21 protein-coding genes are annotated in these 25,533 nt (G+C 35.1%); 15 read left to right on the top strand and 6 right to left on the bottom strand.

Annotated features, from left to right (window positions below; translation table 11 throughout):
- The first annotated feature begins 35 nt into the window (after nucleotides 1-35).
- From K6119_RS16470 to K6119_RS16460, 3 genes are read left to right on the top strand one after another with little or no spacing between them, the layout of a single operon-like run.
- A complete protein-coding gene (locus tag K6119_RS16470; RefSeq protein ID WP_221833432.1) occupies nucleotides 36-1,205 on the top strand; it encodes an alkaline phosphatase in 1,170 nt (389 codons plus the stop codon).
- Nucleotides 1,205-1,720 carry a GNAT family N-acetyltransferase gene (locus tag K6119_RS16465; RefSeq protein ID WP_221833430.1) on the top strand — a complete coding sequence of 172 codons (516 nt, stop codon included), beginning with the start codon at nucleotides 1,205-1,207 and terminating at the stop codon, nucleotides 1,718-1,720. Before K6119_RS16470 ends, K6119_RS16465 begins: the two co-directional genes overlap by 1 nt.
- Nucleotides 1,710-2,237: a DinB family protein gene (locus tag K6119_RS16460; RefSeq protein WP_221833428.1), complete on the top strand. Its 528-nt coding sequence runs from the start codon at nucleotides 1,710-1,712 to the stop codon at nucleotides 2,235-2,237. The genes K6119_RS16465 and K6119_RS16460 overlap by 11 nt, the downstream gene beginning before the upstream one ends.
- On the opposite strand, the gene K6119_RS16455 is transcribed toward K6119_RS16460, so the two are convergent.
- Together K6119_RS16455 and K6119_RS16450 are read right to left on the bottom strand one after the other, a co-directional pair.
- Nucleotides 2,238-3,317: an FAD:protein FMN transferase gene (locus tag K6119_RS16455; protein ID WP_221833426.1), complete on the bottom strand. Its 1,080-nt coding sequence runs from the start codon at nucleotides 3,315-3,317 to the stop codon at nucleotides 2,238-2,240.
- A gap of 7 nt (nucleotides 3,318-3,324) precedes the next feature.
- Nucleotides 3,325-9,558 carry a hypothetical protein gene (locus tag K6119_RS16450; RefSeq protein ID WP_221833424.1) on the bottom strand — a complete coding sequence of 2,078 codons (6,234 nt, stop codon included), beginning with the start codon at nucleotides 9,556-9,558 and terminating at the stop codon, nucleotides 3,325-3,327.
- Nucleotides 9,559-9,801: 243 nt separating this feature from the next.
- Here K6119_RS16450 and K6119_RS16445 point away from each other — a divergent pair, with 243 nt between their 5' ends.
- The 12 genes from K6119_RS16445 to K6119_RS16390 all read left to right on the top strand — a co-directional run bounded on the left by K6119_RS16445 (nucleotide 9,802) and on the right by K6119_RS16390 (nucleotide 22,544).
- On the top strand, nucleotides 9,802-10,935 hold the full coding sequence (locus tag K6119_RS16445; RefSeq protein WP_221833422.1) for an NAD(P)/FAD-dependent oxidoreductase: 1,134 nt from the start codon (nucleotides 9,802-9,804) through the stop codon (nucleotides 10,933-10,935).
- Entirely contained in the window at nucleotides 10,935-11,750 is an 816-nt protein-coding gene (murQ, locus tag K6119_RS16440; protein ID WP_221833419.1) for an N-acetylmuramic acid 6-phosphate etherase, read from the top strand. Before K6119_RS16445 ends, murQ begins: the two co-directional genes overlap by 1 nt.
- Nucleotides 11,751-11,868: 118 nt before the next feature.
- The gene (locus K6119_RS16435) at nucleotides 11,869-13,293 is read left to right on the top strand and encodes an L-serine ammonia-lyase (RefSeq protein WP_221833719.1); all 1,425 of its coding nucleotides are present in this window, start codon (nucleotides 11,869-11,871) and stop codon (nucleotides 13,291-13,293) included.
- A 191-nt stretch (nucleotides 13,294-13,484) separates the two neighbouring features.
- Nucleotides 13,485-14,492 (top strand): AAA family ATPase, encoded by a 1,008-nt coding sequence (locus K6119_RS16430; RefSeq protein ID WP_418889091.1) that lies wholly within the window; start codon nucleotides 13,485-13,487, stop codon nucleotides 14,490-14,492.
- Between the two features lie 26 nt (nucleotides 14,493-14,518).
- Entirely contained in the window at nucleotides 14,519-15,382 is an 864-nt protein-coding gene (locus K6119_RS16425; protein WP_221833415.1) for a DUF58 domain-containing protein, read from the top strand.
- Nucleotides 15,382-16,338 carry a hypothetical protein gene (locus K6119_RS16420; RefSeq protein ID WP_221833413.1) on the top strand — a complete coding sequence of 319 codons (957 nt, stop codon included), beginning with the start codon at nucleotides 15,382-15,384 and terminating at the stop codon, nucleotides 16,336-16,338. Before K6119_RS16425 ends, K6119_RS16420 begins: the two co-directional genes overlap by 1 nt.
- Nucleotides 16,328-17,350, top strand: a complete 1,023-nt coding sequence (locus K6119_RS16415; protein ID WP_237828043.1) for a vWA domain-containing protein — start codon at nucleotides 16,328-16,330, stop codon at nucleotides 17,348-17,350. The genes K6119_RS16420 and K6119_RS16415 overlap by 11 nt, the downstream gene beginning before the upstream one ends.
- Nucleotides 17,350-18,504, top strand: coding sequence for a vWA domain-containing protein (locus tag K6119_RS16410; protein ID WP_221833411.1), 1,155 nt, complete (start codon nucleotides 17,350-17,352; stop codon nucleotides 18,502-18,504). Before K6119_RS16415 ends, K6119_RS16410 begins: the two co-directional genes overlap by 1 nt.
- Entirely contained in the window at nucleotides 18,494-19,291 is a 798-nt protein-coding gene (locus tag K6119_RS16405) for a tetratricopeptide repeat protein (protein ID WP_221833409.1), read from the top strand. Before K6119_RS16410 ends, K6119_RS16405 begins: the two co-directional genes overlap by 11 nt.
- Nucleotides 19,288-21,006: a BatD family protein gene (locus K6119_RS16400; protein WP_221833407.1), complete on the top strand. Its 1,719-nt coding sequence runs from the start codon at nucleotides 19,288-19,290 to the stop codon at nucleotides 21,004-21,006. The genes K6119_RS16405 and K6119_RS16400 overlap by 4 nt, the downstream gene beginning before the upstream one ends.
- Nucleotides 21,006-21,746: a tetratricopeptide repeat protein gene (locus K6119_RS16395; protein ID WP_221833405.1), complete on the top strand. Its 741-nt coding sequence runs from the start codon at nucleotides 21,006-21,008 to the stop codon at nucleotides 21,744-21,746. Before K6119_RS16400 ends, K6119_RS16395 begins: the two co-directional genes overlap by 1 nt.
- A 99-nt stretch (nucleotides 21,747-21,845) precedes the next feature.
- Nucleotides 21,846-22,544, top strand: a complete 699-nt coding sequence (locus K6119_RS16390; protein WP_221833404.1) for a hypothetical protein — start codon at nucleotides 21,846-21,848, stop codon at nucleotides 22,542-22,544.
- Between the two features lie 8 nt (nucleotides 22,545-22,552).
- Here K6119_RS16390 and K6119_RS16385 read toward each other — a convergent pair whose 3' ends face one another.
- The 4 genes from K6119_RS16385 to K6119_RS16370 form a co-directional block, all read right to left on the bottom strand.
- Nucleotides 22,553-23,341 carry a sensor histidine kinase gene (locus tag K6119_RS16385; RefSeq protein ID WP_221833402.1) on the bottom strand — a complete coding sequence of 263 codons (789 nt, stop codon included), beginning with the start codon at nucleotides 23,339-23,341 and terminating at the stop codon, nucleotides 22,553-22,555.
- A 3-nt stretch (nucleotides 23,342-23,344) separates the two neighbouring features.
- Entirely contained in the window at nucleotides 23,345-23,713 is a 369-nt protein-coding gene (locus K6119_RS16380; RefSeq protein WP_221833400.1) for a response regulator, read from the bottom strand.
- A 126-nt stretch (nucleotides 23,714-23,839) separates the two neighbouring features.
- Nucleotides 23,840-24,943, bottom strand: a complete 1,104-nt coding sequence (locus K6119_RS16375; RefSeq protein ID WP_221833399.1) for a hypothetical protein — start codon at nucleotides 24,941-24,943, stop codon at nucleotides 23,840-23,842.
- Nucleotides 24,940-25,527: an RNA polymerase sigma factor gene (locus tag K6119_RS16370; protein ID WP_221833398.1), complete on the bottom strand. Its 588-nt coding sequence runs from the start codon at nucleotides 25,525-25,527 to the stop codon at nucleotides 24,940-24,942. Before K6119_RS16370 ends, K6119_RS16375 begins: the two co-directional genes overlap by 4 nt.
- Nucleotides 25,528-25,533 lie beyond the last annotated feature (6 nt).

Genomic DNA, 25,533 nt, shown 5'->3' with positions numbered 1-25,533 from the left:
ATAGTCCTAACTTTAGGACATAAACATTATAACAGATGAAAAAGATATTTTTTTTGTTGAGCATTTTACCTGCTATTTCTTTTGGACAAGAAACACCTATCAAAAATGTAATACTGTTAATTGGAGACGGAATGGGACTATCTCAGATGTCAACTATTTACTATTACAATGACAACAAAACGCCAAACTTTAGCAGATTTAAACACATTGGTTTAATTAATACCTCATCTGCCAAACAAAAAATCACTGATTCGGCAGCAGGAGCTACAGCATTTGCTTGTGGTGCCAAAAGTTATAATGGAGCCATTAGCGTTGATACAAATGGAAGGTACATAATGAACGTGGTTGAAATCCTTGAAAGAAAAAAAATTAAATCAGGATTAGTAGCAACTTCAAGTATTACTCACGCAACTCCGGCATGTTTTTATGCTCATGCAAAGTCAAGAAGTGATGCTGAAAAAATTGCTGAGTATTTACCAAAATCGGGAGTTGACTTTTTTGCAGGTGGAGGATTGAAATTCTTTAACAAAAGATCCGACAATATTGATTTCTATACCGAACTAATAAAAAAAGGTTTTGAATTGGACACAGTTAGCCTGAACCTTGATAAAAAAATGAAAGTGCATAAAAAGTATGGTTATCTATTAGCAGAAAATGGCTTAAAATCAAAATTAGAAGGTAGAGATGACTTTTTACCAAACGCCACTCAACATGCCCTGGATTATCTTCAATTATGGGAAGATGGATTTTTTTTAATGGTGGAAGGATCTCAAATTGACTGGGAAGGTCATGATGCCAATGCTAAAGGAATAATTGAAGAAGTTAAGGACTTTGACAAAGCCATTGGTGTAGCCCTAGATTTTGCAGAAACGCACGAAGGCACCCTAGTCATTGTAACAGCTGACCATGAGACAGGAGGATTTGCATTAGCTCCGGCTAGAGACGGAGATGGATGGAACGATAATGAAATCGCCCCTACTTTCTACAAAGGAGCAGATGATCCGGGAGTTTCTTATGCAGCGCATACAACTACTCTTATTCCCGTTTTTGCCTTTGGAGAAGGAGCAGAAAAATTTGCCGGTATTTATCAAAACACAGATATCTTCCACAAAATAATGCAGCTAACTCACTGGAATGAAGATGATCTTGAACCAAAAGACCAAAAAATGAAACCTGTGTTAGATCAGAAACTAGAAGATCATTAATGGATATTGTATTTAGTACAGAAAGATTAATTGCCAGACAATTGATCCATTCTGATTTTCCTGACTTTTATGATTTACAATCAAATCCAAAGGTCATGCTTTATACAGGACAAGAAGCAATGGGTCTTGGAGAATGTGAAAGAGACTTTTACAGTGTAATCAATCGCTATAGTGAAGTGGAAAATAAATTTTGGGTTTGGGCAGTTTGCTCAAAAGAGTCGAATGAATTATTAGGAACCGCAGCGATTTTAATTAATCAATCAGGCAATGAAATCGGTTATAGATTCAGAGAAAAACATTGGGGCAATGGATATGGAGTTGAAATTACCAAAGGCTTAATTGACCATGCTTTTAGCACATTAAATTTATCTTCTGTTTATGCCGAAGTGGACCAACGAAATGCTCCTTCCATTAAAATCTTAGATGCTACAATGAATAAAGTAAAGGCTTTTTGGAATGAAGAATCCCAAACAAATGACTATTATTATGAACTAAGCAAAAACTATGTTGACTAAAACTGATATTACCGTTGTTCCCGAATATTACCTCAAATACATTCAACTTGCACCTGATATTCCATTAATTGACGCTTTACCAGAAGGTGGCATTAAATTGTATATGGATCATGCCTTGTATCTTGAAAAAATAGGTGATAAAGTTTATGCTCCAGGTAAATGGACAGTTAGGCAAATTGTGGAACACTTAATGGACACTGAAAGAATTTTCATGAATAGAGCACTGCGATTTGCTAGAAATGACAAAACTGAACTGCCAGGATTTGATGAAAATCAATATGTTGCGGCAGCAAGGTCAAATGAAATATCCTTGAAAAATTTATTACTTCAATTTATCACTATTAGAAGTGCCACTTTGGCAACTTATGCCAATTTCAACAGAGAAGAGTTATTGAGAACCGGATTTGCCAATGATCAGGAAATATCTGTACTTGCATTAGGGTACATTCAAGTAGGCCATGCTATCCATCATTTTAATGTAATAAAAGAAAGATATTTTCCTTTAATTGAGCAATAACTATTCAGTTATCATTTCAGCCATGCCAGCTGTATAAAATGTCTCAAGTCTATTTTTACTGTTGTTAAATATCAAATAAACTTCAATATTTAAATCAGGGTGTGACTTTACAAATTCCTTAGTCTTATCTACTCCCATCACCATAAAAGCAGTTGCGAGTGCATCTGCCAAAGCACAATTTTCAGCTACAACAGAAACGCTCAATAGGTTATGACTTACAGGGTATCCAGTTTTAGGATTAAGTGTATGTGAATACTTCTGCCCGCCTTTTTCATAAAATTTACGGTACGAACCACTAGTAGCGATACTTAGGTTATCCAACTCAACAATTTCATAAATTTCTCTTGTCTCAGCACTTGAATTTTCAATTGGTTTATCAATTCCAATCCTCCAAAATACACCATCCTTATTTTTTCCTTTAACCCTAATTTCTCCACCAATTTCAACGAAGTAATTCTTACCACCTTTTGATTCAATTAACTCTGCTATAACATCCACAGCTAAACCTTGAGCTATGGCATTAAAATCTAATTTCGCTTGAGGAGTTCTTTTAAAGATTGTATTCTTTGGCAATGTATCCCCTTCAATTTCCTGCATTAGAAAAGTGAAGTGATATCCGTCACCAAATCCTAACAAAGCTCTTAAAGAATCTACAACTGATGAATCAGGAACCTGCTCAACATTTTTCATAAATCCCCAACCATCAACCAAAGGATAAATGGTAGGTTCAAAATAACCATCTGTTAAATGGAATACCTCCTGAGATAACTGATAACATCTGTTGAAGTAATTGTGTGTGTCAGAATAAACAAAATTCCCCGCCGGTGCATTATTCAATTCTGTCAATATCGAATTAGGAATATAAGATGATAATGCTTTGTCAAATTCGGATAAAACATCATCTACTTCGTCTTTATCAATTTCAATTTCATCATTGATAATTATTCCATAAGTGGTCCCTTGAGTGTTTCCGTAAATTTCAATTGATTGGGAATCTTGGGTGTTGGTTGAATTTTGTTTTTGTTCTCCCGAACAAGCTGTCAAAAAAATGACTGACAGCATATAAACTGCATACTTCATTCAAAGTTTAGTTTCGTGTCAATTTAGGATCGTTAGTTTCGTCATTCCACATGAACTCAGAAATCGGCTCACCATCTCTGGTATAAGTAATGGTCCCGTGTCTGGTTTGTGTTTTTTCATACACCATTCCTCTACCATCAATAACCACAATTCTTCTAATCACATATGATTTCATTAATCCCCTTGCATCATTCAGTGTAAATGATTCTTCTGTTACTCCTTCAGGATATTTTTCACCTAATTCATTCTTTGATTCAATTCCTTGCTGTTCAACATTGATTAATTCTTTTTGTTGGTCAATTTCAGATTCACTGTCAATTAAAGCCTCATCCGTTTGTTCAGCAGTTTCATTCACTATTTCAATGTATTCTTCCAGTTGGTCTTCTGTTTTATCATTGTTTACATCAGACTTTTCTTGCATCACTCCCTTATCTTCTTCAAGCTTATCAACAACATCTTCAGTATAATCTTTGGCGTCCATATTGTTATCATACTGATCATCTCTATTTTCTCCTTCTCTTTTCTCCCATTCAACAACCTGATTCTCTACTTCCTTTTCCACAGCTTGTCTGTCATATTCTGCCTCTAAATCATTTTCTTCAATTTCATCTACTACATCTTCAGTATAATTTTTCACAGCCATATTATTATCCTCCTGGCTTTTTGCATTTAGATTTTCACGCTCATAATATGCTACTGTTTGATTCTCTACTTCTACTTCTACGGCCTGTCTATCATATTCTGCCTCCAAATCATTTTCTTCAATTTCCTCAACTATTTCTTCTCTATAGTCTACAGTTCTGAAGTTGTTGTTTGTTTGCTGAGTAACATCTTCTTCCTCTCTTTCTATATTTTCATCTTTGATTTTTTCAACATCTCCCAAATACTCTACTCTAGCTTGATCATCATCATACTCTTGCTCTTCAATAATTTCCACCATTTCATTTGTATAGTCTTTTGCCTGCATATTTGTTTCATACTGGGCTTTACTATCACTTTCTTCTCTTTCATTATAAGCAACAGTTTGATTCTCTACAGCAACCTCAACTTTTTGACGATCATATTCTGCCTCCAGATTATTTTCATTGATCTCTGTAATTACATCTTCAGTGTAATCTTTAATATCAAGGTTTGAATTGTTTTGATTTCTTCTATCTTCTTCTTCTCTTTCATAATAAGAAACTGTCTGATTCTCTACCTCAATCTCCACTTTTTGACGATCGTATTCTGCTTCCAAATCATTAGCTTCAATCTCTTCAACAACTTCAGTAGTATAATCTTTTGTTTCAAAATTTGAGTTCTCCTGACTATTAGCATCTACTCTCTCTCTTTCAATATTCTCATCTTTGATCTGCTCTACATCTCCAAGATATTCAACTCTTGCCTGGTCATCTTCATACTCTTGCTCCTCAATAGTTTCAACCATTTCATTTGTGTAGTTTTTAGCTTCCATATTGGTTTCATACTGAGCCTTACTATCACTTTCTTCCCTTTCATAGTAGGAAACGGTTTGATTTTCTACTTCCACTTCAACTTTTTGACGATCATACTCCGCTTCTAGATCATTCTCTTCAATTTCTTCTACCATTGCAACCACCTTTTTCTCCTGATAAAAAATATCATCTTCTTGAGTAGCTACATTTTTCTCCTCTTCTTTATTGATATCCTCAACCCATTCTTCTACTTCTAAAACAACTTCTTGTCTTTTTTCATCTGCTTCTACCTGATCCTCTGAAATATCTTCTTCAATTGTATTGATCTCCTCTTTCGCTTTAAAAGTCTCCTCTTTATTTTCATCTGTCCAAACCATCAAAGCAGAATCCGCATCTTCTCCTTGCTTATAAATTTGTTGAATTTCATATTCTCTAGACTGTTCTTTAGCCTCCATCAACATTGCTTCAATGTCAATTGAATTCTCATTCACTCTGGTCCCAGGATCCTTTAAATCATTGCTTTTCTCAACTAAATCAGCCGGCGGATTTAATATTCTATCAATCTCAGCTAATTTGTCTTTTGGATATTGATCTGACGGCTTTAATTTGATTGCTCTTTTATACAGCCCTTTAGCCTTGTCATAATTAGTAGCATCAAAATACTCATCTGCTTTTGAAATCAACTTATTGTAAGCATCATCAGCCCCTGGTTTTTTCTTTAATTCCTCTCTACATTTAGCTACCTGGTCCTCTGGATACTGTTCCTTAAATATATCCAATGCACTCATGTAGTTCTGCATTGCGTCTTGCCATTTACCTTTCTCAAACTGGTTATCTGCTGTTTGAACTAACTGATTAAACCTGTCTCTTTTATCTTTTTCAGAAGCAAGGTCCTTTAAAATTTGGTTGATTTCATCAATCTTATTTTGAGGAAGCGGATCTGATGGCCTAATTCCTTTAGCTCTTTCATAATAATCTAGAGCGGATTCATATTCTTTAGCGTCAAACTTCTTTTGTGCAGCTTTAAGAATCTTTTGATACTGTTCTTCTAGTTCATCAACAGTATTTTCTTTCATCTTCTCTTCACACAATACAATTCTATCTTTAGGATACTGCTCGTTTGACTTAATATCTAAGGCATCTTGATAAGCTGTTTTTGCATCTTTAAATTCTTCTGAATTGAAAAGATCATCTGCTCTTTTAATGGCAGCATCATATCTTGCTTGTATAGCCTCTTGCGCTTCCTGATCTTTAAGATCCTTTAATAGCTGAGTAATTTCATCAATCTTTTGTTGCGGAAATGGATCAGCAGCTCTTACAGTTTTTGCGCGTTTATAATAATCCAGGGCTCCTTCATAGTCTTTTTCATCAAACTTTTTTGCTGCTGCAGCCAGAATTTTTTGATACTGCGCTTCTTCTTCATCAACAGTATTTTCAAGCATTTTTTGCTCACATGCCTGAATTTGATTTTTTGGATAAACTTCATCTGATTTAATATCCAATGCGTCTTGATAAGCAGATTTTGCTGCTACAAAATCCTCAGAAGCAAAAAGGTCATCTGCTTTCTTTACTGCAGCTTGATACTTTTCCATCAACTCTTTGGCTGCTTTTTCCTCTTCAATCAACTTTTTAATCTCAGCAATTTTTGTCTTAGGAAAAGCATCATCCGGTTTTATTTTTAATGCTCTTTCGTAATAATCAATGGCTGCGTCATACTCTTTTTCATCAGTCTTTTTCTGAGCTGCTTTTAATATTTTATCATACTGCTCTTCAATTTCATTAGCAGTTTCATTTTTCATGCCTTCTTCACATTTGGCAATCTGAGCTTTTGGATAACCTTCACTTGGCTTAATTGTTAAGGCATTCTCATAAGCGGCTTTGGCATCCTTATACTCCTCATCATTGAATAATTGATCAGCTTTTTTAAGTGCTTCATCATACTTCTTGTCAATGGCAGCTTGTTCATTTAGTTCTCCAAGAATCTCATTAATTTCTTTGATCTTTTCTTTAGGCAATTCCTCTTCAGGCTTCAAATCAGAAGCTTGCTGAAACTTATCCAAGGCTACTTCATACGATTTGCTTCCTAACTCTTTTTCTCCCTCTGCCATTAGATCTTTGTACTTTCTATCAATAGCCTCCTTCTGTTGAGCTTCTTGCTCTTGAGTAGAAATTATCCCTTGAATTTTATTGATTTGCTCATCAGGGTAACTATCCGTAGGCTTAATACTCTTAGCCGATTCATAGGCAGCAATGGCCTCTTTATATTTTTTAGCATCCCTTAAATCATCTGCCACTTTTATTGCCGCCTGATATTCTGCTTCTTTTTCATTTTGAGCCGCATCCTGAATCTTTTTCTCAATGGCCAGTATTTGATCTTTTGGATATTGTTCTGATTTTATAGCAATCGCTTCCTTATACAAGGCTTTTGCTGTATTCCAGTTTTCACCGTTAAAAGCTTCATCAGCCTCAGCAATTTTATCCTTATAAGCTTGTTCTTTGGCTGCCTGATCTGCAACCTCTTCCATCATGACTTTTAATTCTTTTATTTTCTGAGAAACATCACCGTCCGATTTTATTTTCAGCGCTTCTTCGTACTTATTAATTGCCTCTTGATACTTTTGATTTCCTGCTAATTCATCTCCTGCCGCAACCAGATTTTTAAACTGAGTATCTTTTTCAGCCTCAGCCGCCATATCATCTCTGTTTTTCTTTGCTTCAGCAATTCTTTTCTCTGGATAACTATCCTGTTTAATAGCAAGAGCTGCCTCATATTTTTCAATTGCACTATCCCAGTTTGAAGCATCAAATGCCTGATCTGCTTCCTTAATTGCAGCTTGATATTTTTCCTCTAATTCCTTAGCCGCAGCATCTTTAGCAACTAACTCTTCAATCTGTTTGATTTTATCTTTTACAGCTTGATCATCTTTAATCTCTAGTGCTTTTTCATAATTCGCCTTAGCGTCAGTGTACTTCTCGTTTCCAAAAGCTTTATCTCCATTATCAACATACTCTTTGAACTTAGCATCAGATTCTGCTGCATTTTTTCTGTCCTGAATTAAGGTATTGATTTCATTAATTTTAGCTTGAGCAGGCTCATCTTTAGGCTTAACATTCAATGCACTTTCATACTTTTCAAGCGCATTTTCTAGCTTATCTGCAGCCAACAAATCAGCTCCTTCTTGCATCAACTTCTTATATTGCTCTTCTTTCTCAGCAGCATCTGCTTGCTCTGCAATAAGTTTTTCTAATTCTGCAATTCTGTCTTTTGGTTCAGACTCATCAGGCTTCATGCTTTGAGCCTCTTTGTATTTAGCTAAAGCATCTTGAAACTTTTCAGATTCTCTCAAGCTTTTTCCTTCAGACATCAACTTGTTGTACTTCTCATCAAGTGCTGCCTGTTCTGCTTCATTTGCCTGACCTTCTTTGGACTTAGCCAATTGATCTTTTGGATATTTTTCATCCGGTTTAATCCCTAAAGCCTCTTCATAATACTTAATTGCTTGATCCCAATCTTTGGACTGAAAAGCGTTGTCTCCTTGCTCAATTGCTTTCCTGTAATCAGCTTCTAGTTTTTCTGCTGCCTCTTCAGCTTCTTTTTGTTTTTTAAGGATATCATCTATCTGAGATATTCTAGCAGAAGGGTGCGATTCATTTGGCTTCAACTTTAATGCCTCTTCATATTTATCTCTGGCATCCTGATAGCTTTTTCCATCAAATGCTTTATCTGCATTTGCAATTAAGTCATTGTATTTTTGCTCGTTCTCTTTTGCTGCTTGCTCCGCTTCTTCTTTGTCAGATTTTTTCTTTCTGGCATCATCCAATTTAACCTGAACAGCATTGTCTTTCTTGATCACCAATGCAGCTTCATAATTGCCAATTGCTATGTCGTAATCTTCAGAACCAACTGCTGCATCACCATCCTTTACTAGCTTATTAAATTCCGCTTCTTTCGCTTTTTGATCGGCTAGAATTTTCTCAATCTCAGCAATCCTATCCTTAGGTAATTGCTCATTGGGTTTAATTCCGCTTGCTTCTTTGTACAATTTAATTGCTTCATCATACTGTTCACCGGAATATGCCACCTTTGCAGCCTCCATTTTAAGCGCAAATTGCTTCTCAGTTTCTTCTGAAGCTTTTAATGCATCCCAAGCTTTTTGGGCGTCAGTTTTTTTCTTTTTTACGTCCGCATCATCAAATAAAGCAAGTGCTTTATCATAATTATCTATAGCTTCTTGATACTCTTGTTTTTCAACTGCTTTGTCTCCAGACGCTACATACTGTTCGAACTCTATTCTTTTCTTTTCTTCTTCTTCTTTTTTCTCAGCTAACTGCTTTTTAAGCTTCTCAATTTTATCAAGCATTTGCTTTGTATAAGCCTGATCCCAACTTTGATTACCGTATTGATCTAGCTCAAACTTAATCATTGGAGTAGTCTCTAACCATGCAAAATCGACACCTTCAACCTTCTGAAACAATGATGTTTCAATTGGAAAAGGAACAAATGGAGGTAAATCTTCAGGATAATCAAAGTGACCATCAATATTTGCCACTTTAGTTACATAACCATCTTTCTTGATTTCTACCACATAATTTTGACCCAAAGGCAAATCAATAGGAGGAACTTTACCGTTAGAAGCTGAAGTCTTAGTTGTAAAAACACTTCCACCGGATTTTACAATAACTGTTGCTCCTGCTAATTTTTTACCACTGTCATCATCTCTGGTGGTAATAGTCAAAGAAATAACCGGATCCTGTGAGTATACAAGACCGGTAAAGAGAAGCAATATGGATAATAAAAATCCTTTCATTCTCTATTTGACTATTGTCATTTTTGGTTTATCCATCTCTTTAAGATGTAAGAGATTACAAAAGGTAACCCCTTAATTTATCTATTATACACCTTTAATTAAAAAAGGTTCATTTAACATTTAACTGTTTGCAACTATCAAAATATCCAAACAAATCCTGTCCCATATCCCTTTATCTTTAAAAGTTGCTCTATTCTTACAAATATCTCAAAAAAAACCGAGATAAATGAGCAAATTATCGATATGATAGATGTACACAATTTAAGTTACTGGGAAAAAGAATCCTTTGCTTTCCATTCCGACTTTCTAATTATCGGATCAGGTATTGTTGGACTTTCTACCGCTATCTACTTAAAACAACGCGAACCTGATAAAAAAGTAACAGTTTTAGAGAGAGGATTTTTACCTTCTGGTGCCAGTACTAAAAATGCAGGTTTTTCATGTATTGGAAGTCCATCTGAATTATTAGATGACCTTACCAAAAATAGTGAAGAAGAAGTATTTGCTACTGTAGCAAAAAGATGGAAAGGCCTTTTAAACTTAAATGATCTATTAGGAAAAGACAATATTGGCTACCAGGCTTTAGGTTCATATGAACTTTTTGATGATGGATCAGCTGAACTTTACGAAAAATGTCTGGGTAATCTGAATTATTTAAACAAACAATTAGAACAAGTCACGGGTAAGCCTATTGTTTTTCAAAAAAATGATTCAATTTGTGAAAATTCAGGATTTGGAGGATTTAATAGGGCAATTAGTCATGCTGCAGAAGGTCAAATAGATACAGGAAAAATGATGAAAACGTTGCTCAATAAAGCCTGTTCACTTGAAATCAACATATTAAACGGAATCGAAGTAAAAGATCTATCAGAAAAGGCCATAGAGACGAATTTTGGCAAATTCCCATATGACAAGTTAATTGTCTGTACAAATGGGTTTTCCAAAAGGTTTTTTCCCAACATGGATGTAGAACCAGCAAGGGCCCAGGTAGTTGTCACCAATGAAATTCCGGATTTAAAGTTTGAAGGCATCTATCATTTTGATCAAGGATATTATTATTTCAGAAATATTGGAAAGAGGATACTATTTGGTGGGGGAAGAAACCTTGATTTTGAAGGAGAAACTACCACAGATATGAATACCACAGATAAAATCATATCTCATCTCAAAAAACTGCTAAGCGAAAAAATAATTCCGAACACACCTTTTGAAATCGAACATCAATGGGCTGGAACCATGGGTGTTGGTCAAAATAAATCTCCTATTATTCAAAAACTGGACAACAATATTTATTGCGGAATTAGATTAGGCGGAATGGGAGTAGCAATTGGAAGTTTAGTAGGAAAAGAGCTGGCAAAATTAATTTTAGAAGATTAATGAATTATTCAAAAAAAATCACGGAAAGCAATTCTAACTATGACAAGTTAGAGGACATGAGCATAAATGAGTTATTGGTCAACATTAATAAAGAAGACCAGTTAGTGCCAAAAGCTGTTGAAAAAGTGATTCCTCAAATAGAAGCATTTGTAGAAAAAGCTTTAGATAGAATGGAAATGGGAGGACGACTTTTTTACATAGGGGCGGGAACTTCAGGCAGATTGGGAATTGTTGATGCATCAGAATGTCCTCCAACTTTCGGAGTTGATCATGGAATTGTAATCGGATTAATGGCTGGTGGAGATAAAGCCATGAGAAAGGCTGTGGAATTTGCTGAAGACGACACAGAGCAAGGCTGGAAAGACTTACAGGAACACAACATAAATGATCTTGATTCTCTAGTTGGAATAGCAGCCTCAGGTAGCACACCATATGTGATTGGTGCTATTCAGCATGCCAATAAAAATAATATTCTAACAGCTTGTATCACCATGAATCCGGAAAGTGACCTGGCAGCTTTTTCCACGTACCCAATCACCCCTATTGTAGGACCTGAATTTGTAACAGGAAGCACAAGAATGAAATCAGGCACAGCCCAAAAACTAGTTCTTAACATGATTTCTACTTCAATTATGATTGGCCTGGGAAGAGTGAAAGGAAACAAGATGGTAGACATGCAATTGAGCAACAACAAACTAGTAGATAGAGGTACAAAAATGATTATGCATGAATTAAATGTAGATTATGAAGTTGCCAAGGACTTACTCTTAAAACACGGTTCAGTTAGAAAAGCAATTGAGGCTTCAAATAAATAAAAAACTGAATTTAACGATTGATTAATATTTGATTCTTAACATTTCTTCATCTGTTGTGTAATTGATTTAACCATTGGGGTTTTACATGACAAAAAGTAGATTACCTTTGCCGGCGAATATGGAATACATCAGCACTTTTGATATGCTAAAAATTGGTGTGGGACCTTCAAGTTCTCACACTTTAGGACCGTGGAGAGCTGCTGAAAAATTCATTCATACCCTCATTCAAGATCAACAGATTGACAGTATTAAATCGCTGACAATAGATTTATACGGTTCACTTTCATTAACAGGCAAAGGGCACGCTACAGATTTGGCTATTATGCTAGGTTTGTCAGGTGCAGATCCTGAATATGTTCCTGTAGAAGATATTAGCGGAATCATATTAAAACTGAAAGAGCATAAAAAGTTAAAAATGGGAGGAATCAATGAAATAGATTTTGATCCCGATAAAGACATCATTTTTAACGCAGATTTCCTTCCTTTTCATGCTAACGGAATGCGCTTTACTGCTCATTTTATTGACGGATCAGATCGCATGGAATTTTACTATTCCATTGGTGGAGGATTCATAGTACAAGAAAGACATGATGAAGAAGCAGTAGAAATTCAAAATGCTGCCGAATATCCATTCCCAATAGCCACAGGTGAAAATTTGAAAAAATACTGTGCAGAGCAAAATAAAAATATCTCTGATATAGTTTTTGAAAATGAAAAAGTACTTAGACAACCCGCAGAAATTCATAGTGAATTAGAACGAATTTGGAACACCATGCTTGAGTGCATGTATATTGGATGTCATACTGAAGGAACCTTACCCGGAGGATTAAATGTAAGAAGAAGAGCTTACGACAGTCATAAAAACCTAATTGGGGATGTACAATACAATACACCACAGGAATGGCTGGATTCAATCCGAAAAACAGAAGTAAAATTTAGACAAATACTAAAATGGGTGAGTTGTTATGCGCTTGCTGTAAATGAAGTTAACGCATCATTGGGGCGAGTTGTAACTGCACCAACTAATGGAAGTGCAGGTGTAATTCCGGCTGTGTTAATGTATTACCTAACAATTGAAAATCACGAAGCCGGCATGGAAGAAATCAAGCGATTTTTACTTGTGGCCGGTGAAATTGGATCCATCTTCAAAAAAGGATCAACTATATCAGCTGCCATGGGTGGATGTCAGGCAGAAATTGGTGTTTCATCTGCAATGGCTGCAGGTGCACTTACTGAGCTTTTAGGCGGAACTCCGGATCAAGTATTAATAGCGGCAGAAATTGCCATGGAACACCATCTTGGCCTAACATGTGATCCAATTGGAGGACTTGTACAGGTTCCGTGCATTGAAAGAAATTCAATGGGAGCAATAAAAGCAATTAATGCTGCTGAACTTGCCATTGACTCAGATCCAAAAAATGTCAAAGTAACTTTAGATCAGGTAATCAATACCATGTGGGATACCGCTAAAGACATGAATGCCAAATACAAAGAAACTTCTCAAGGAGGTTTAGCCATCAAAGTTGCTCTTGCCGACTGCTAATTAACTTTTGTTAAATCTTGCATTTTTTTAACAGTTTTTTACCAACTGAAAGCTTTGTCTTTACTGGATTTAAGCCTGTTAACAATTCTTAACAATCATGTGCAAAGATTAGGCGTATACTCTGGTTAAATTTGTAGAACAACCGGGATATCCTTTAGGAATTCAACCAAAACCAAAGAAAAATGGAAGAAATGCCAACTAATCAGTCGTCTGCCAGTATTGAGCAGATCAACGCAAAAATTCAGGAAGGTAGTGCCTTTATCGACCTGATGAACCAAGAAATTAGCAAAGTAATTGTTGGGCAAACTTACATGATCGACAGATTAATGATCGGTTTGTTAGCAAATGGACACATCTTATTAGAAGGTGTTCCTGGACTTGCAAAAACATTGGCCATTAAAACATTATCTGATACCATAGGCGGAAACTTTAACAGGATTCAATTTACACCTGACTTGTTGCCTGCTGACGTTGTCGGAACTATGATCTACAATCAAAAACAGGAAGATTTTACTGTTAAACAAGGACCAATATTTGCCAATTTTATTTTGGCAGATGAGATCAATAGAGCTCCGGCAAAAGTACAATCAGCCCTTCTTGAAGCAATGCAAGAAAGACAAGTTACTTTAGGCGACACTACATATGAATTGCCAAAACCATTTTTAGTAATGGCAACTCAAAATCCGGTTGAGCAAGAAGGGACTTATCCTTTGCCTGAAGCGCAGGTTGACCGTTTTATGTTAAAGGTTTATCTGGATTACCCTTCAAAAGAAGAGGAGCAATTAATTGTGCGTCAAAATATTTCATCTCAAGGTTTTCCTAAAGCGAATGCGGTTGTAAACATTGATCAAATCTTAAAGGCAAAAGACTTGGTTAAGGAAGTTTACCTGGATGAAAAAATTGAAAAATACATTGTTGACCTGGTTTACGCTACAAGAATTCCCGGAGATTATGGTTTAAGTGACTTAAGTCCACTTATTGGTTTTGGCGCATCTCCAAGAGCATCTATCAATATGGCCCTTGCAGCCAAAGCTTACGCTTTTATCAATAGAAGAGGATTTGTGATTCCTGAAGATGTTCGTGCAGTTTGTCCTGATGTTTTAAGACACAGAATTGGTTTGACTTATGAAGCAGAAGCAGAAGATGTAACACAAGCTGATTTGGTAAATAAAATCATGGATTTTGTTGAAGTACCATAATTAGCATTAAGGATAACGAGCGTCAATTGGATACTAAAGAACTCATAAAAAAAGTACGTAAGATTGAGATCAAAACTAAGGGTCTCAGTAATCAGATTTTTTCTGGTGAGTACCATTCTGCCTTTAAAGGAAGAGGAATGGCTTTTAGTGAAGTTAGAGATTATGCAGTTGGAGACGAAATTAGAACTATAGATTGGAACGTAACTGCCAGATTTAATGAGCCTTTTGTAAAGGTTTTTGAAGAAGAACGTGAATTAACAGTGATGTTAATTGTAGATGTTTCAGGTTCAGAAATGTTTGGTACTAGAAATCAAATAAAACGAGAAACCATTACCGAACTTTGCGCAGTACTAGCGTTCTCGGCTGTATCTAACAATGATCGAATTGGTTTAATAATGTTCTCTGAACAAATAGAGATGTTTATCCCGCCAAAAAAAGGTAAATCTCATATTCTTAGAATAATTAGAGAACTTATTAACTACGAACCAAAACACAAAGGGACTAATATTTCTGAAGCGCTCAAGTACTTTTCTAAAATGGTAAAAAAGAAAAGTATTGCTTTTGTGGTAAGCGACTTTTTATCTGATGACTTCTCGGACGCTATTAAAATTGCATCCCGCAAACATGATGTTGTTGCGTTAAAGGTTCAGGATAAAGCGGAGCAAGAACTACCAAATGTTGGAGTTGCTCAATTCAAAGATCTGGAAACAGGAGAAGTTAAATGGATCAATACCTCTTCTAAAAAAGTGAGGGACAATTATAAAAAAGCAGCTGAAGAAAAAAATGAAGCCAGCCGCAAACTCTTCAGAAGATCAAAAACAGATTTCGCAGAAATTTATACTGATGAAGGGTATATAAAGCCACTAATGAATCTATTTAAGAACCGTTAATGAAGTGGCTTTTATACATATTACTGGTTTTACCTTCCTTTTCAATGGGACAAAAAGCTTCTATGCTTTTTCGTCAACCTGAGTTGAAAATTGGAGAACAAACAACCTTTGTTTTAAGCATGGAATTTCAGGATCCTGAACAAAAAGCAAGGATAGCCTGGCCACAATTTGATGAAAATCTTACTGAATACATTGAAATATTAGACCGCACTGTTGACCACACTAAAATTGTTGATTCAGCTAAAGGGATTTATGTTCATCAACAAGAGTTTACGGTAACTTGTTTTGATGCAGGTATTCATAAATTAAAACCACTACCTGTTGAATTGAATGATTCAACTTATCTAACAAATCCTACCGAACTAATTGTACACACTGTTGAAGTAGACACTACCCAAACCATTAAAGACATTAAGGGGAATTACGGTGTTGATTATTCATTTGGAGAAAAGTTAGAAGATTGGTTCAGAAAAAACTGGCATTGGTTTGTAATTGTTGCCGGCTTTATTGCATTGTTCTTCATAGTTAGATTGATGCAACGCAATAAATCTGAAGAAAAAGTGGCCCCTCCTCCTCCACCAATACCTGCTCACATTACAGCATTAAAATCTCTAATTGAGATGAAAAAACGAGAGGCCTGGAAAACAGAAAACAAAAAAGAATATTACTCTGAACTCACCTATACTATAAGAAGATATCTAGAGCAACGATTTAAAATTCAAGCCATTGAGCATACCACCAGAGAAATCATTAATGACTTGAGATATGCAGATATTAGTGAAGAGGATAAGGTATATCTAAGAAAAATATTGAGCGAAGCGGATATGGTAAAATTTGCCAAAATGAAACCCGACTCGCAACACGGAGAAGATTCGCTAGAGAAATCAATTGATTTTGTAAACAAGACAAAATTGGAGGAAGAAACTGAAGAGCCAAAAGAAGAAAATGAAAGTTAGTGCTTTTAACATATGGCCCTTTGACATGGAGTTTGATTACCCTCATGTTTTTTGGATGCTCTTAGTGATTCCAGGAATGGTTGTTTGGTATATCTACAAACAAAAACAAGACTTTAAGCACATAAACATCTCTTCTACCGGGAATTTTGGTGAAGCAAAAATCAATTGGATATCTGTATTCAGATACATTAATTTATCCATTTTAATGATTGGAATTGCATATGTCATATTGGCTCTAGCAAGACCACATGCTCCTATTGACGTTGATGAATACCGCAAAAAAAATATTGAAGGAATAGACATAGTTATTTCAATGGATGTTTCTGAAAGTATGTTGGCGCAAGATCTAAAACCAAACAGATTAGAAGCTGCTAAAGATGTTGCCAAAGATTTTATTGAAGACCGACCAACTGACAGAATTGGCTTGGTGGTGTATGAGGCTGAAGCTTATACACAATCACCCATGACAACAGATCATGAACTTTTACTGCAACAACTATCAGAAGTTAAACCCGGAATGGTAACTCCCGGAACAGCAATTGGAGTTGGTTTAATAACCGCTGCTATCCGCTTAAGTGAAAGTGACGCCAAGAGCAAAGTCATCATTTTAATGACAGACGGACTCAACAACTCAGGACAAATTCAACCTACTGAAGCGGCTGAAGTTGCTAAGGAATTAGGAATTTGTGTATATACCATTGGAGTTGGACAAGAAGGTTCTGCACCCTACCCTTTTATTGGGAATTTAACCACTAATATCCCTGTCCAAATTGACGAAGAATTATTGACAGATATCGCCATCATGACCGGTGGGAAATACTTTAGAGCGCGCAACAAAGATGAGCTTAAGAATATTTATTCAGAGATTGATCAACTAGAAAAATCTAAAGTTAAAGTACTTGATTTTAAAGTAAATCCGCCTGAAAAATATTATGGATTTCTATTGATGGGAATCATATTGATTTTATTGAACAGAGTAATAGAAAATACAGCTTTGAAAAGCATTCCTTAATGGACAACAATTTGCACAAATACAACATTAAACACATCCTTATAGCAGTAGTTATTTGGGAAGTTATCTTTTGGGCATTATTGGGCAGCTTTTATTACTACATAGCCGATAAAGAAGTATTGAGATTTGAAAATCAATTCTTTTTATGGGGATTAGTAATAATACCGCTGTTGGTTATGGGATACTTTGTTGTTTTGCAATGGAAAAACAAAACCCTTTCTCAATTAGCACCCAACAAACTTCTTAGATATTTAACCACTCCTGTTTCAGAAGTGAAGTCATTTTTCAAGTTCTTTTTATTGAGAAATGGATTGGCTTTGTTGATAATTGCTTTGGCGAATCCGCAGTACGGTAAAAGCAAAAATAAAATGGTGGCAGAAGGAATTGAAATATTGATTGCATTAGACATTTCAAACTCAATGCACGCCATGGATTTGGATCCGAGTAGAGATAGACTTACCGTTGCTAAAATGTCTATAGACAGGTTGCTTCACAACTTACACGGAGATAAAATAGGCATTCTTGTATTTGCCGGAGATGCCTTTTTGCAGGTTCCGCTAACACAAGATTACAGAGCAGTTAGAATGTTTTTACAATCCATCACACCTGAAATGATGACCAATCAGGGAACATCTATTTCACTTGCTATAGACAAATGCATTGAAAACTTTGATATGGAAAATGGTGTCAACAAGGCCATCATTGTTATGTCAGATGGGGAAGATCATGAAGGTGAAGCAGAGGAAAAAGCAGCCGCAGCTAAGGAGCTGGGTATAATAGTAAGTACTGTTGGAATGGGAACAACCAACGAAACTCCTATCCCTGAATATAAAAACGGAAAAGTGATTGGCCTGAAAAAAGACTATGCCGGCAATACCGTTTTCACCAAGTTAAATGAAGATATGTTAAGAGGAATTGCTAATGCAGGAGGTGGAAGATACACCAAAGCAGAAGGCAATTTTGTTAATATGGAAGAATTGTTAGAGACCATTAAAAGATTGGAGAAAACTGAGATGGAGAGTGATCTTTACTCAGATTTTGAAGATCAATATCACTGGTTTCTTGCACTTGGTTTGATTTTGTTGATAGGTGAATTCTTTATCACAGAAAGCAGATCAGGTGTAGTACATAAATTACAAGATTATGAAATATAGAATAGTCTTCATATTGTTACTTGCTTTTACAGCTCCTGCCTTTGGACAGGATGAAGTAAAAAAGAAGATGTATTATGGTAACGAAGCTTACCTAAATTCAGACTACGAAAGAGCAATTGGATTTTACCTGGAAGCAGTTGATTTGGCACCATTAAATTTTAAGGCCAACTATAATTTGGCAAATGCATACTACAGAATGAATCAAGCGGACAAGGCAATTGAGCACATCTCGAACGTCATCAATCTTGCTCCTACTTCATATGACAAATCAAAGGCTTTTCACAATATGGGCAATGCTTATATGCAAAAGCAGGAATTGGACAAGGCGATTGATGCCTATAAAAGTTCCCTTAGATTGAATCCTTCTGATGAAGAAACTCGTTATAATTTGGCATACGCACAGTTTTTAAAGAGTAAGGAACAACAACAAAATCAGCAACAAAATTCAAATGGCAATGGTGGTCAAAACATGGGTGACAATCAAAACCAAAACCAGGATGAATCACAAGACAATCAGGACAATCAAGACGAAGAAGGAAATGATAACCAACAGAATCAAGATCAAAACGAAGGAGATAATGGGGATAAAGAATCTGAAGGAAACAAAGGTGACAAACCTGAGCAAAAAGACCAAGACGGAAGTGGTCAGGGGATGAGCCCTAAATTAAGTAAGGAGCAAATTGAAAACATCATGGATGCTTATTACCGAAAAGAAAAAGAACTACAGAAAAAAATAAATCAGAAAAGAAAAGTTGGTACAGGACAACCGCAAAAGAAAGATTGGTGATTAAACACTTTTACATATTACTACTATTGCTAAGCAATTTTGTTTTTGCTCAATCTGAAAGCATTCAGGTTGCAGTAAGTGGTAATACTGTGACCAATAATGACATTTTTCAATACCAAATTTCAGTTGGATGTAAATGCGATTTAAATCCTCCTGCATTCATAGATTTTGATGTTTTGGGGCAGAATGAAGGAAGCATGCAAAGCACTACCATCATTAATGGTAAACAAACCAACACTTGCACTAGAACGATCACTTATAACCTTAGAGCAAAGAAAAAAGGTACTTTATCCATTGAATCTGCATCAGCCAATTGTGATGGCGAAAAAAGTAAAGCAGATGGAATTCAAATTAATGTAGTTGATGCAGAAGAAGCCTTTAATGCCAGTAAGGGTGTAGCTCCGTATTTTTATGAAGTAAAAAGCAGTAAAGATGAAGTATTTGTTGGAGAGCCATTCACCATTACTTTTTCCCTTTATACAGATAAGAATGTTTCTGAAATTGTAAACTTAATGAAAGGTGATGCAATTGCATTATGGAGACAACCACTATTTGATGAAAGAGATCCGCAACATGTTTTTGAACAATATCATACAAAAGTAAAAGGGAAAGACTATAGTGTGATTGTGCTGACACAGGAACTTTGTTTTGCCGATCAAGCGGGAACAATTCACATATCTCCATACTATGGAAATGCTGTAGAAAGTTATGACATCTTTAACACTAGGTACAGAGAGGGTTATTCAAATAGCTTAGATATTAAAGTAAAAGAAGTTCCTGTAAGTAAGCCCGAAAACTACAACGGTATGGCAGGTAAGTTTGAAATTACTCATTCAATTAGCGATACAGATGTTAAAGTAGGTCATGCTTTTGACATGAAAATAAAGGTTTCAGGATTGGGTAATTTTAATATTTTGAAAGCACCTGAACCGGATTATTTCTTTTCAGCAGATACATTTTTGTGCGCCCTGGACAGTATCAATGATCAATTAGCAATTACTGAAAAAGGACTAGACGGTTGGATTGAATTCTCTTACGTTATCACCCCTAAAGTTGCAGGAAATTATCATGTAAAGCCATTTGCTTTTAGTTATTATGACTGGGATTCAAGATCAATGAAATCTGTCACTACACATGAATTTGACTTAAAAATAAAAGAAGGTAAAGCGCCTAAAATTGAAAACCCAAATGGTGAAGTGGAAGTTCAGGAAGTTGAACAAGATATACATCACATTTCAACCGGGGAAACAACTGTTTTTGACAATAGCGACTTTATTTTTGGAAGATGGTATTATTGGCTATTAGTTCTAGGACCTTTTGCCGTTCCTTTTTTCTTGATCATTGTAAGTAGAAAAAAATCAAAGGTATCAGATGAAGAACTGATTAAATCAGAACAAAAGAATACGAAAAAGACAGTAATAAAAGAGATTCCGAAACTAAAAACCCTTGACAATAAAGAAGGATTAAGACAATTAAAAAACCTAATTGAAGAGTATTTTATGAAGCATCTTCAAATAGGAAGATCAGCCTTATCAAAAAGTAGCATTACACAAAATTTAAAATCTCAAAATGTGGATGATTCACACATTTCATCTTTCCAAAATATTTGGGATCAACTTGAAATTGCCCAATATGCGCCATTGAGTGATAAGAATACTACCGAGATTTTTGATGAAACAGCTGAACTGATTAAAAACTTGAATAAACTCATTTAGTGAAGTGGTTTGTATTACATATTGCCCTGTTTTTAAGTCTAATTTCAATTGGACAAGAAAATGTATTGTCAGAAGGCAATGAACTGTATAACAGTGAAAAATACGAGGAAGCAATTGAAGCATATTCAAAGCACATTGCCAATGGTGAATACAGTGTTGAATTGTATTACAATTTAGGGAATGCATACTATAGAAATGGAGATTTAGGTAAATCAATTTGGGCGTACGAATCCGCACTTAAAATTGACCCTGATCATGAAGATGCCAATTTTAATCTTGAATTTGCTAATGCACAAACTATTGACAAATTAGATACCCAAAGACATGGTTTAGGTCACTGGGTTCAAGGATTAGCCTTTAGTGATAAGATTAACTTTTGGGCAATCATCAGTATAATCTGTTCTATACTTTTATCACTGGCTTTGACTGTTTTTGTAAAATCCAGATTAAGAAAATACAGAAACTTTAGTCTTTTGTCAACGAGTATTTTACTGATAGGTTTAATTGTTAGCATAGTTGGAGCCAGTTATCATAAAAACCTTATCACTTCAAAATCACAAGGGGTTGTTATAACAGAACAGGTAGACGTATTGGTTTCACCTCAAGAAGGCGCCAAAACAAGTTATAAATTAAGTGAAGGTGCAAAGGTTTCAATAGTATCTGACTCTGATGACTGGGTTCAAATCAACCTCAATGACAATAAAGGTTGGATTCAGAAAAAAGACATCTGGAATATTTAAATCAACAAAAAATAAAACAGACAATCAGTATTCCTTTGCACCAATAGCGAATAAAAATACTGTCTTGAAATTCTATTATTAAGTTCTCATTTTTGGAGCATGAAAGCCCAAAATTATCTTAGTATCATTTTAATATTTTCATTAATTGGATGCGATAAAAATGAAGAAACCGTTTCTAAAAACATTCCTTCAGCATCAAATAATGTAAGTATATCTCCTGAACCTGTTAAGGACAATTATATAGACAGTTTATTGTCTATTGAATATCCAAAAACACCTGAAGGGGAAAGAGAAAAAATATTCAATCAGTGGGTGATTGACAATTCACCAAATTACCCAACAAGTGATTCCGTTTTTGATATCAATTATGATGGCATAGCTGATTATGTTATTAACTTCTATTATATGTGCGGCAACGGTTTAAAAAATGGTTGGGAAGTATACATTAGCAAACCTGAGCTGAACGGATTTTATAGAGACACTGTTTTATCTGAAATTGTAAATCCATCATATTACCCAAATCAAAAGAAAATTACCGGATTTTATATTCCTTATGGTAGAGGTTATTGTGAAGAATACCACTTTGATGAGCGACATAATTTGTGGAAGAAAAAAAAGGAAGTTAAGGTCACAAACAATGGTAAAAATAGTATTTGGGATATTCACTACTTAAACTCAGACCAACACCTGGCTGTTTTTCACCCTTATCAGGGCATCCCTCCTAGTAATATTATTTGGTCCAAACACAATACAGAATATTATCAAGAAAAAGTTTACAAGGAGTATCCTCTAAAGTAATTCAAAGATTATCCAATTCTCCGAAATGAAATAATGTAATATGTTCCTTTTTCTTGATTGACTTTTTCAATATTTCCTTTAAGCTGTAACGTCAATTTATGAATAAGTAAAAGCCCCAAAGACTCACTTGACCTAAAATCTTTATCATTATCAAACCCTTCTCCATCATCTTTTATATGAAGTACATAATTTGGATACTTTGATTCTTGTAGTTTGATATAAATATTCCCTTTATTTTGATCTTTAATACCATATTTTAGAGAGTTGGTAAGAATTTCGTTTAGCAAAAGACCTAAAGGAATAGCTGTTTCAATATTCAGCAAGATTGGAGATATATCAAAATGGAAATGAACCTTGTTATCATGTCCTTTCATTGTTATGGCCAAATGATTTGCCAACATTTCAATATACTTTCCGTACTCAATTTTCGCAAGATCTTTTGATTTATACAAAACTTCATGAACTAAAGACATTGACTTTAACCTGTACTGGCAATACCTAATTAATGATTTAGTTTCTTCATTTTCTACATAATCAGACTGCAAACTTAGAAGACTACTAATTATTTGCATGTTATTATTGACTCTGTCATAAAGTTCAGCTAACAACGCCTTATTATCTTCTTCAAGCTGAAGAATTTTTTGATCTTTTCTGATGATTAAATCCTGAACCGCTTTTAATGTTGTTAATAACATTTGAACATCAGGACTTGACTCATTTTCATTGATTAATTCGTCAGTAATATCTGAATTACCCGAGATTATATCCAATAGATATTTAAGACCTTCATTTCTCAATAATCAAACTTTTAAATAGGATTTCTCGAATTCTGAGAGTAGGCTATCAAACTCACTATTAATAAATGGTTTGGACAAAAATGCATGGAATGAAACCTCTGAAACTAATTCCATTGTTCTCTCATCAAGATTACCTGAAATAAAAATGAATGCAGTATTGGTATCACCTATTTCTTTTACTAGGTCTACTCCAGTTTTTTCACTTTCTAGATATATATCAACAAGCATTAGATCAGGTAAATTCTCGTCGTGAATAATTAATCCTTCATTATAATTTCTAGCACAGCCAACCACTTCAAATCCTAAATTTAAAATCAAATTTTCAAGATGCAACTGCGTTACAAATTCATTTTCTACTATCCCAATGCGCATTTTTCAATGTATATTCCAATGAATTGCACAACCTACAAATAATTGAAAAAATAAACACTAGTATAAATACGTATAATAAAAACGTATAAATACGCATTTTAAGTTATAAATACTTTATTATTCAAGCTATTTAAAGGTTCTGAACAAAGTATTCAATTCTTTATTTTGACTTATAGATAAAGAAGTAGGCATTATTTCATAAGCTGTTGCTCCTCCTGAAACATCATCCGCCATTGAAGGTTGCACTGAAAAATTCATAGTATTAGCTGAATTGTTATTTGCAGTGGTCACCCCATTACCTGAAGGATTATTAGCTTTTTCATCTTCCATTGCATCTAAATCAACCAATCTTTCTTCTTCAGCCAATTCATCCATCTCCATTTTTTGAGCTACTTTTTTGCGTTCTTTATACAACTGATTGCGATCCTTTTTCTTATTACCATCATAAGATGCAACAGTTTTATCAGAAGTTCCTACAATAGTAGTTTTAGTCTCCACTTTGCTATCAAGTTCAATTGATCCTCCCATATTGGTTTCTCTATTTTGCGCATTACTAGTAACATTACTTTCATCTCTTAGCAATACTGGCTGATCAACTGTACTTTCCAATGGCTGACCATAAACGCCATCAGGATGTGAAAAATAGTCAACACCGGCATCTTCATTTTCTGGTGCCAATAATTCATCCGTTACCATTAATGGTTCTTCTGTTGCTAAATCTCCACTTACTACTTGTTCTTCACCCACACTGATTTCACCTTCTTTTGAAAGATCATCCACATCTTTTTCAAGATCTTTCAACTCAGCATCACCAACCGGTACATCTGCAATTGGTTGTTCAATGGTATCATTTAATGCCATTTGTTGATCGTCAATTGGACGATTATAGATGAATAAAAACCCAACTATCAATAGGGCTGCAATCGCCATTTGAAAAGCAGGTTTTTGATGTAACTTCTTGTCCTCCGGAAACATGAACACTACTACTCCATTCAACCAGAATTTTCTGTTGTCTTTTTGTTGATTGAGATGATCCATCACACTTTTCTTCAACTCAGGACTTGCCTGAATTTTTTCATTTGCAAGTGTTTGCTGCGTGCTCATTAAAAACCACTTCATCTCCTCGTATTCTTCAGCATTTTGAACCAATTCACTTACTTGTTCCAGTTCTTCTGCTGTCAACTCGAAATACTCTTTAGCCAGGATGATATTTTCTGCGTCTTTAATCATATCATTGTTTTTCTGAAAACCGCTAATTTCTCTGCTAAAGCCTTAGTTGCATGATGTAACCTTGACTTTACCGTGCCTGCATTGATCTCCAGCGCGTCTGCTATTTCGTTTAATGAGAGGCCTTCAAAATGCCGCATCATAAATACCTCTCTGTGTTTTTCGTTCAGTTTATCTAATTCAACTTTTAACTGAGCGGCAAAATTGGATTTGTCGACCGCCATATCAGGTAAGATTGTTTCATCTTTTGCCTGTACACCTTCAGGGACGTCATATCCTGTATTTTTTCTTACTTCTTGTTTCTTATATTCATTTTTACACATGTTATTAGCTACCGAAAACAACCAAGTTTTAAAGTTTCTACTCAAGTCAAATGCATCCGGTTTGTCAATAATCTTTGTAAATAAATCATGCGTAAAATCCTCTGCTTTAATTCTATCACTCCACAATTTTCGATAGAAAAAATTCACCATAAAGCTCTCATACCGAGCATAAATATGCTCAAAGGCTACCTTGTCACCCTCAATAAAAGAGCGCATCAGGTCTTCGTCCGTGTATGTTGAGTAATCTTTCTTAAAAAGCCGCATTCCGTG

Source organism: Paracrocinitomix mangrovi (genome assembly GCF_019740355.2).
Taxonomy (GTDB): Bacteria; Bacteroidota; Bacteroidia; order Flavobacteriales_D; family Crocinitomicaceae; genus Paracrocinitomix; species Paracrocinitomix mangrovi.
The sequence above is the reverse complement of the archived record's forward strand: the minus strand, read 5'-3'. Positions and strand labels throughout refer to the sequence as shown.

What these genes read in the sequence shown, in the direction of transcription:
- K6119_RS16370 (WP_221833398.1), bottom strand. Translation starts at nt 25,527, where the DNA reads ATGCGGCTTTTTAAGAAAGATTACTCAACATACACGGACGAAGACCTG.
- K6119_RS16435 (WP_221833719.1), top strand. Translation starts at nt 11,869, where the DNA reads ATGGAATACATCAGCACTTTTGATATGCTAAAAATTGGTGTGGGACCT.
- K6119_RS16445 (WP_221833422.1), top strand. Translation starts at nt 9,802, where the DNA reads ATGATAGATGTACACAATTTAAGTTACTGGGAAAAAGAATCCTTTGCT.
- K6119_RS16470 (WP_221833432.1), top strand. Translation starts at nt 36, where the DNA reads ATGAAAAAGATATTTTTTTTGTTGAGCATTTTACCTGCTATTTCTTTT.
- K6119_RS16430 (WP_418889091.1), top strand. Translation starts at nt 13,485, where the DNA reads ATGCCAACTAATCAGTCGTCTGCCAGTATTGAGCAGATCAACGCAAAA.
- K6119_RS16450 (WP_221833424.1), bottom strand. Translation starts at nt 9,558, where the DNA reads ATGAAAGGATTTTTATTATCCATATTGCTTCTCTTTACCGGTCTTGTA.
- murQ (WP_221833419.1), top strand. Translation starts at nt 10,935, where the DNA reads ATGAATTATTCAAAAAAAATCACGGAAAGCAATTCTAACTATGACAAG.
- K6119_RS16375 (WP_221833399.1), bottom strand. Translation starts at nt 24,943, where the DNA reads ATGATTAAAGACGCAGAAAATATCATCCTGGCTAAAGAGTATTTCGAG.
- K6119_RS16390 (WP_221833404.1), top strand. Translation starts at nt 21,846, where the DNA reads ATGAAAGCCCAAAATTATCTTAGTATCATTTTAATATTTTCATTAATT.
- K6119_RS16455 (WP_221833426.1), bottom strand. Translation starts at nt 3,317, where the DNA reads ATGAAGTATGCAGTTTATATGCTGTCAGTCATTTTTTTGACAGCTTGT.
- K6119_RS16405 (WP_221833409.1), top strand. Translation starts at nt 18,494, where the DNA reads ATGAAATATAGAATAGTCTTCATATTGTTACTTGCTTTTACAGCTCCT.
- K6119_RS16380 (WP_221833400.1), bottom strand. Translation starts at nt 23,713, where the DNA reads ATGCGCATTGGGATAGTAGAAAATGAATTTGTAACGCAGTTGCATCTT.
- K6119_RS16420 (WP_221833413.1), top strand. Translation starts at nt 15,382, where the DNA reads ATGAAGTGGCTTTTATACATATTACTGGTTTTACCTTCCTTTTCAATG.
- K6119_RS16465 (WP_221833430.1), top strand. Translation starts at nt 1,205, where the DNA reads ATGGATATTGTATTTAGTACAGAAAGATTAATTGCCAGACAATTGATC.
- K6119_RS16415 (WP_237828043.1), top strand. Translation starts at nt 16,328, where the DNA reads ATGAAAGTTAGTGCTTTTAACATATGGCCCTTTGACATGGAGTTTGAT.
- K6119_RS16410 (WP_221833411.1), top strand. Translation starts at nt 17,350, where the DNA reads ATGGACAACAATTTGCACAAATACAACATTAAACACATCCTTATAGCA.
- K6119_RS16460 (WP_221833428.1), top strand. Translation starts at nt 1,710, where the DNA reads ATGTTGACTAAAACTGATATTACCGTTGTTCCCGAATATTACCTCAAA.